At 36.1% G+C, this 8142-nt stretch carries 7 protein-coding genes; all 7 read left to right on the forward strand.

Annotated features, from left to right (window positions below; genetic code table 11):
- Positions 1 to 15: 15 nt before the first annotated feature.
- The 7 genes from RTP52_RS04855 to hemL all read left to right on the forward strand — a co-directional run bounded on the left by RTP52_RS04855 (position 16) and on the right by hemL (position 7955).
- Complete coding sequence (locus RTP52_RS04855) at positions 16 to 924, forward strand: LysR family transcriptional regulator (protein WP_312369563.1); 909 nt, start codon at positions 16 to 18, stop codon at positions 922 to 924.
- 293 nt (positions 925 to 1217) lie between these two features.
- A complete protein-coding gene (gene hemA / locus RTP52_RS04860; protein ID WP_312369565.1) occupies positions 1218 to 2459 on the forward strand; it encodes a glutamyl-tRNA reductase in 1242 nt (413 codons plus the stop codon).
- Positions 2460 to 2507: 48 nt separating this feature from the next.
- Complete coding sequence (locus RTP52_RS04865) at positions 2508 to 2957, forward strand: precorrin-2 dehydrogenase/sirohydrochlorin ferrochelatase family protein (protein WP_312105366.1); 450 nt, start codon at positions 2508 to 2510, stop codon at positions 2955 to 2957.
- Positions 2958 to 3094: 137 nt separating this feature from the next.
- Positions 3095 to 4000 (forward strand): hydroxymethylbilane synthase, encoded by a 906-nt coding sequence (gene hemC, locus RTP52_RS04870; protein WP_312369567.1) that lies wholly within the window; start codon positions 3095 to 3097, stop codon positions 3998 to 4000.
- Complete coding sequence (cobA, locus tag RTP52_RS04875; protein WP_312369569.1) at positions 3997 to 5481, forward strand: uroporphyrinogen-III C-methyltransferase; 1485 nt, start codon at positions 3997 to 3999, stop codon at positions 5479 to 5481. The genes hemC and cobA overlap by 4 nt, the downstream gene beginning before the upstream one ends.
- Positions 5482 to 5670: 189 nt before the next feature.
- Positions 5671 to 6654: a porphobilinogen synthase gene (hemB, locus tag RTP52_RS04880; RefSeq protein ID WP_312369571.1), complete on the forward strand. Its 984-nt coding sequence runs from the start codon at positions 5671 to 5673 to the stop codon at positions 6652 to 6654.
- Entirely contained in the window at positions 6654 to 7955 is a 1302-nt protein-coding gene (gene hemL, locus RTP52_RS04885) for a glutamate-1-semialdehyde 2,1-aminomutase (protein WP_312369573.1), read from the forward strand. The genes hemB and hemL overlap by 1 nt, the downstream gene beginning before the upstream one ends.
- The last annotated feature ends 187 nt before the right edge of the window (positions 7956 to 8142 follow it).

An 8142-nucleotide genomic window follows, 5' to 3' on the forward strand; every position in this document is an offset into this window, starting at 1 on the left:
TAAAGAGGTAATTCCATGACGATACGCCATTTAAGAATATTTAACGAAGTAGCACAAAGTGGGAAGATGAGTATTGCTGCGGCTAAATTTTATGTTTCCCAGCCAACCGTAAGTCAAGCAATTAAGGAGTTAGAGGATCATTATGGGGTATTATTATTTGAACGGTTATCAAAAAAACTATTTATAACAGAAAAGGGAAGGCAGTTGCTTTCTTATTCGAAGCAAGTAGTAGAACAATTTGATTTTTTAGAAAGTAAAATGTTTGAAACAACAGGGTACGAAAAGCTTAAAATTGGTTCAACGATTACAGTAGGAAGTTGTCTCATTAATGATATATTAAATTCATTTCAAGAGTTAAATAACGAGGTTGAAGTCTATTCCTATGTAAACAACACCCATAATATTGAAGAGAAGATATTGAATTCTGAGTTAGATGTTGGTCTTGTAGAGGGTAGAGTAAAAAGCCCGGATTTAGTGTCAATACCAGCTGTAGACGATTACTTGGTTTTAGTATGTAGTGCGAATCATTCATTTGCTAAGAAAAAGAGCTTTACATCAAAGGATTTAGCAGGAGAAAAATTTGTAATGCGAGAAGAAGGTAGCGGAACTAGGGAGTTATTTGAAAACTATTTAGAAGAGCAGGGTGTATCCATAAATGTTAGCATGGTTGCAAATTGTCCAACAGCGATGGTACGATCTGTGATTGATAATCAATGTTTGGCTGTACTGTCGATTCGTCTTGTAAATGAGTATGTAAAAGATGGTAGTATCGTGGTAATTAAGAATAGAGATACGACATGGAATCGTTCTTTTAGTCTTGTATATCATAAAAACAAGTTTATTTCAAAGCATATGGAAGAATTCATTAATCTAGTTAAAAAGTATAAATATTCGGATATCTTCAATCTTATTATAGAGCAGTAAGAATGGTTTCGGGTATCAATTGCAATAACACTTATTAAAATTTAGAAGGGGATGTGTGACACCCAAACCTGTTAATAAAATAACATAGGTAAATCTTATGAATGACTTAGGAGATTCTTATTTGTAACAATTTAAGTGCTGTGTTATGTTAACAATAACTAAAATTATAAAGAATTGCGAAGCTCTTTCCATAAAGGAAATAGATACTTAGGAATTTCTTAGATTTTTAATTATAAGAAAAGATACTTAGGAGTTTCGTATTACTTATGTGGAATGAAAAGGTGAGGATTAAAATGAACATCAGCATGGTTGGGATTGACTATAATACTGCAAGTATCGAAGACAGAGAGCATTTTACTCTAACATCTGATAAACAACTAGAAATTGCAAAAATAATAAAAGATACGTATCAAGCGAGCGGTTGTATCGTATTATCTACCTGCAATCGAACAGAAATCTGGTTTAGTGAATTAGGTACATCGGAAACCGAATGCTTTAGTAAACTAGTGTTTGGAGAAGATGCGAAAGAGACTATGCTTGAGTTTTGTGTATGCAGGCAGGGGGATGAGGCAGCAAAATACTTAATGGAATTAGGTTGTGGTATTCACTCTCAGATATTTGGTGAGGACCAGATTTTGACTCAATTAAAACAAGCACTGCAGCAAGCAAGAGATTATCAATATGTAGACTCCGTCTTAGAGTGTTTATTTCGAACAGCTATTACAGCCGCAAAAAAAGTAAAAACAAATATTCAAATAGCAAAGAGCAATACTTCTCTGCCCCACACAATTGTAGAACAACTAGAAAAAGAGCAGGGTAATTTATCAGGAAAGTCTTGTTTGGTAATTGGTAATGGAGAAATGGGTCGTTTAATGGCTGAAAATTTATTAGAGAAGAAGTGTAAAGTATGGATGACCCTTCGCCAATATAAAAAAAGTAAAGCAATCATTCCGGAAGGTTGTGGAGTGATATTATATGATGAGAGATATGAACATATTGAGGCTATGGACTATATTTTTAGTGCTACAAAAAGCCATCATTTTACCATAAATAAAAGTATGTTTGAAAATAAAAGACTAAAAGGAAAGACCTATTATCTTATTGATTTGGCTATTCCAAGAGATATCGAGCCTAGTGTAGAAGAGCTTAATGATGTAAATGTATACAATATGGATTACTTTAGTCAGGAAGCAAATGATAGAGAAAAAGAGTTAGTAGAAACAAGGGAACTGTTATCTGAGTATGTAAGTGAATTTAAACAATGGTATCAATTCCGTAACCTTGTATCAACGGTTGATGACATTAGTAATATTGTGAGTGATATTACGGATGCTAAGTTGACAAAAGTCTATAAATCAATTGATTTATCTAGGGAACAACAAGAATTATTGCAATCTAATGTTCAAATGGCTTCTAAAAAAGCAGTATCTAAGATTATATTCGGACTTCGTGACATCTTACAGATTGACCAATGTGAAGAAGTACTTCAAGCTTTGGAACAATCAGCTATGAATTGTGCGGATTATGTTAAGTAAACAAGTTTCTTAATTACCTAAGGATGCTAATTAGTTAGGAGGAGAGATTTGAGATTTCCAGTATTTATAGATTTACAGAATAGAAAGATTATTGTGATTGGCGGTGGCAACATCGCCTTAAGAAGAATACAAACTCTGCTTCCGTTTGGTGGCGAGATAATGGTTATTGCGCCGCATTTGCATGAAGAGTTACTGGAGTTATTCCATAATCATCAGATTGGTTGGTTACATAAGGAATATGAAACGGGTGATTGTGAGCAAGGATATATGGTTTTAGCATGTACCAATGATAGAAGAGTTAACTATTCCGTTTATTTAGAAACAAAAGGGTTGGATTGTTACCGAAATATTTGTGATTGTAAAGAAGAGTGTAATTTCTATTTTCCTGGTATCGCAGTCAAGGGAGAGGTTGTAGTTGGAATCACAGCCAGCGGAACGAATCATCATTTGGCAAAAAATGTGACAAGAAAAATACAACAGGAATTAGAAACATTATAATTTAAAGACAATAAAAATTTAGAGACAATAAGAATTCAGAGTGAAAGAACAAAGTTTTTTTGCTCTGAGAATTTTAATTCATTTTGCAAATATTGTACACGCGGCCCAAAGTTTGCAGGAAGGCATGGTAATTAAATATGAAAAAGAATAAAATTGTAGTGGGTAGTCGAGATAGTAAATTAGCTGTAATGCAGACGGAATTAGTAATGCAAGAGATTAAGCGCAATAACCCGGAAATAGAGTTAGAGTTAATTACGTTAAAGACTACCGGTGATTTAATATTAGACCAAAGTCTAGATAAGATTGGCGGAAAAGGCCTCTTTGTTAAGGAATTAGACCAAGCATTACTCGATGGTAGAATTGATATCGCAGTTCATAGTTTAAAGGATATGCCAATGGAAGAAAACGTTGAACTTCCGATTGTGGCGTTACCAAAACGAGGGGATGCAAGAGATGTATTAGTTCTACCACAAGGATGTGAATTCTTAGAAAATAAAGATATGGTCTTATACTATCAAAATATCGGATCTTCTAGTGCGAGGAGAAAGTTACAAATACAAAAATTATTTCCAACTGCTGGCACTAGTTTTGTTCGCGGTAATGTTATTACAAGGCTGGCTAAATTAGATAGGGGAGAGTATACTTCTTTGATTTTAGCAGCAGCAGGGTTACAAAGAGTTGGCTTGCCTCATCGTATCAGTCACTATTTCCCAGTGGATAAGATGATTCCGGCAGCAGGTCAAGGTATTCTTTCTATTCAAGCGAGAAGAGACTTAAATGTTGATTTCTTACAATATATTAAGGATGAAAATACCACATATGCTGCCTTAGCAGAGAGAAGCTTTGTCCGTACTTTAGATGGAGGCTGTTCTTCCCCAATCGCAGCGCATGCAACAATAGAAGGGGAAGAATTAAAGTTAATAGGCTTATATTATAATGAAAAAACTACAGAACATAGAGTTGCTACAGTTGTAGACCGCAAGGAAAGAGCAGAAATAGTCGGTGAACAATTGGCATTACGCTTAAGAGGTGAGATTGGATGATGGCAGGAAAAGTATGGCTAGTTGGTGCAGGACCATCGGACCCTGGATTACTTACGGTAAAAGGAAAAGCTATTATAGAGCAAGCAGAAGTAGTGGTATATGATCAATTGGTAGGAGAAGGAATCCTTCAGATGATACCAAAGTCTGCTAAGAGGATAAATGTTGGAAAATATTCAGGAAATCATACTGTAGTACAAGAGATGATTAATGAAATTCTACTAGAAGAGGCTTTAGAAGGAAAAAAAGTAGTAAGGTTAAAAGGCGGTGATCCTTTCTTATTTGGTAGAGGGGGAGAGGAACTTGAGTTACTTTGTGAACATGGTGTTCCTTATGAGATTGTTCCAGGTATTACATCTGCAATCTCTGTGCCTGCCTATGCGGGGATACCAGTGACCCATCGTGATTATACCTCCTCCTTGCATATTATTACCGGACATAGAAAGAAAGGATGCCAGGAATCCATAGATTATAAGAGTTTAGTAGCTCTTGGAGAGACAACACTCGTCTTCTTAATGGGAGTTGCTGCATTATCTGATATTTGCAGAGGCTTAATAGATGCAGGAATAGATGAAGCTACACCGGCTGCAATATTAGAACGTGGCACTACAGCAAAACAAAGAAAGATTATTGCAACCGTTGCTACGTTACCTGAGGAAGCCACAAAACAAAACATAGGAACACCTGGTATTATTGTAGTAGGTAAAGTGTGTTCACTTTCTGAAATCTTTGCTTGGGCAGAGAAGAGACCACTTGGTAGGGCAAGAGTAGTTGTAACAAGACCAAAAGATAAAGTATCTTCACTAGCAACAAAACTTTATGATCTTGGAGCAGAAGTAGTCATGCTATCTGGAACTTATACAAAACCAATTGAGAATAATACCCAGTTGATAGAGGCACTTATAACAATCAAGGATTATAAATGGATTCTATTTGCAAGTGAAGTGGCGGTCGATATTTTCTTTGATAGTTTATGGAAGCAACAGATTGACATTCGAAGCTTATGGAATTGTCGTTTTGCAGCCGTAGGACCTACGACCCGCAAAGCAATAGAGAAACGAGGTATTCGTGTAGACTATATGCCAGAGAAGTATTACGGAATGGAACTGGCAAAAGGAATTGAGGTAATGGCCCAGCCACAAGATAAAGTTCTTGTTTTAATACCAAAAGAAGCAGATAGCGAACTTGCTAATTATTTATCGACTACAAAAGTTCATATGAAGGCTGTTCCGGTGTATGAAATTGCCTCTGAGAATAATGAACAAGTTAACATAGAGGAAACAGATATTATAACATTTACAAGTGCTTCTACAGTTCGCAGCTTTGTTAAAACAATGAAGAACATGGATTTTCATAAGGTTCAAGCAGTATGTATTGGTGAGCTAACGGCGAAAGAAGCAACTTTCCATGGTATGAAAGTTACAGTTGCAAAAGAAGCTACCATTGATAGTTTAATTGAGAGTGTTATAGAAAGTGTGAAGTGAATTTCTAAGGCGCCAAAAGACAACGCCTAAAAAAATCTAAAACTTCAGTCTGGATATTTGTGCCTGCGTTGTCCTCGGCATAGCCAGACTACTGAGTAGGCATGATTTCAAGTGCGAAAATCAAAATATACGCAAAGGGAACTGTAACATAGTTCCCTTTGTATTGGAAACATGGAGGATTAATGAGTTATGGAATTATTAAAACGCCCGAGAAGATTAAGAACAAATCCACTGATTCGTACAATGACAAGAGAAACTAGGATGGATGCCTCTTCCTTGATTTATCCTATCTTTGTGAAAGAAGGAAAGAATATTAAGGAAGAAATTCCATCAATGGAAAATCAATATCGCTATAGTGTAGATATGCTTCCGGAAGCTCTTTATGAAGCAGCAGATGCTGGAGTTAAGAGTGTAATGCTCTTCGGAATTCCTGATAGTAAGGATGAATGTGGAAGTGGTGCTTATGCTGAGGATGGAATTGTTCAAAGAGCATTAAGAACGGCAAAAAGAGAATGTCCAGATATGTATCGAATAACAGATGTATGTATGTGTGAATATACTTCTCATGGTCATTGCGGTATATTAAAGGGAGACATGGTAGATAATGATGCCACTTTACCATATTTAGCGAATATTGCTTTATCACATGTTGCCGCTGGTGCTGATATGGTAGCACCTTCTGATATGATGGATGGAAGAATTAATGCGATTCGTGCCTTACTTGATAAAAATGGTTATATCGATACTCCAATTATGTCGTATGCTGTGAAATACAGCTCTGCCTTTTATGGTCCATTTCGTGAGGCTGCGGGTTCAGCACCGGCTTTTGGAGATCGTAAAAGTTATCAGATGGATTATCACAACAGAAAAGAAGCTTTGAAAGAAGCTTTACTGGATGTAGAAGAAGGTGCAGATATTATCATGGTAAAACCTGCGCTATCCTATCTAGATATTATTCGCGAGGTTGCCAATGAAATTACTTTACCGGTAGCTGCTTATAGCGTAAGCGGTGAATATGCCATGATTAAGGCTGCTGCAAAATGTGGGTATGTAGATGAAGATAATATCGTATGTGAATCTGCTACAAGTATATACCGTGCCGGAGCAGATATTTTAATTACTTATTATGCGAAAGAACTGGCCAAGTTTATAAAAGATGGGAGAATTGGATAATGACAAAATCAGAACAACTATTTGAACGAGCAGTAAAACATCTTCCAGGTGGAGTAAATAGTCCGGTACGAGCATTTTTATCAGTAGGCGGAAGCCCACGTTTTATTGAGTCAGCTGACGGAGCTTATATCTATGATGTAGATGGAAATAAATATATTGATTATATAAATTCATGGGGACCGATGATTCTAGGTCATAATCATGAAGTTATCCGTGCAGCAGTAATAGAAGCTGCACAAAAAGGGTTAAGTTATGGCACTGCTACAGAGGTTGAAGTTGAAATGGCAGAACTATTATGTGAAATTGTTCCATGTTTTGAAATGGTACGAATGGTAAACTCTGGAACAGAAGCAGTGATGAGTGCCATTCGAGCTGCAAGGGGATATACAAAAAGAAGTAAAATTATTAAATTTGAAGGTTGTTATCATGGTCATAGTGATGGATTATTAGTAAAAGCTGGGTCCGGAGTTATGGTTGCCGGAATTCCTGACAGTATGGGAGTTCCAAGTAATTGTGTAAAAGACACATTACAAGCAAAGTATAATAATCTAGAAAGTGTAATTGAATTATTTGAGCAGAATAAGGATGAAATTGCTGCAATTATTGTAGAACCAGTGGCTGCTAATATGGGAGTTGTATTACCAGAAGAGGGCTTTTTACAAGGTCTTAGAGAGCTCTGTACGAAGCACGGAGCAGTTCTAATTTTTGACGAAGTAATAACAGGCTTTCGTCTTTCTTTAAGCGGAGCCCAAGGTTATTATAATATCATGCCAGACTTAGCTACCTTTGGGAAAATTATAGGTGGTGGTATGCCGGTGGGTTGCTATGGCGGACGACGCGAAATTATGGAAATGGTTGCACCAGTTGGTCCGGTATATCAAGCAGGAACCTTAAGTGGAAACCCAGTAGCTATGGCAGCAGGTATGGCTCAGCTTAAGTACCTAAAGAATCATCCGGAGGTTTATACGAAGATTAATGAACTAGGGGAGTATTTTAGGAATAAGGTAAATGAGTTGTTTGATAAATATAATAAAAAATATCAAGTTTCTGGGGTAGGTTCATTGGCATGTATTTTCTTCGCTGATTCAAATGTTACAGATTATGAAACAGCAAAGATGGCGGATACCAAGGAATTTGCTAGATATTTTAGATTTATGTTAGATCATGGAATATATATAGCACCTGCTCAATTTGAGGCAATGTTCTTTTCTTATGCTCAAACTCATCAGGATATTGAGGATACTCTTTTCGTTATTGAGCAGTATTTAAAAGATTCAATCAATCAAAGAGATGATCAATAAAATATTTAAGACAAATTTAAGTATGATATAAAGTCCATTGTAACAAGCTATGTTTCATGTGAGATATGGAGTTCATAGTTTTTTTGATAAGAGAAGTTACTAAGAGAAGTTACTAAGAGAGAACAATTATCATTGGAGAAAATATAATAGAGATCCACTAGAATTTAGGACATGAGAGCGAAAGCTT

The organism is Lachnoclostridium sp., from assembly GCF_031997925.1.
Lineage (GTDB): Bacteria > Bacillota > Clostridia > Lachnospirales > Lachnospiraceae > Lachnoclostridium.

Excerpts from the sequence above, each read along its gene's own strand:
- RTP52_RS04855 (WP_312369563.1), top strand. The coding sequence starts at position 16 with ATGACGATACGCCATTTAAGAATATTTAACGAAGTAGCACAAAGTGGG.
- hemA (WP_312369565.1), top strand. The coding sequence starts at position 1,218 with ATGAACATCAGCATGGTTGGGATTGACTATAATACTGCAAGTATCGAA.
- hemC (WP_312369567.1), top strand. The coding sequence starts at position 3,095 with ATGAAAAAGAATAAAATTGTAGTGGGTAGTCGAGATAGTAAATTAGCT.
- cobA (WP_312369569.1), top strand. The coding sequence starts at position 3,997 with ATGATGGCAGGAAAAGTATGGCTAGTTGGTGCAGGACCATCGGACCCT.
- hemB (WP_312369571.1), top strand. The coding sequence starts at position 5,671 with ATGGAATTATTAAAACGCCCGAGAAGATTAAGAACAAATCCACTGATT.
- hemL (WP_312369573.1), top strand. The coding sequence starts at position 6,654 with ATGACAAAATCAGAACAACTATTTGAACGAGCAGTAAAACATCTTCCA.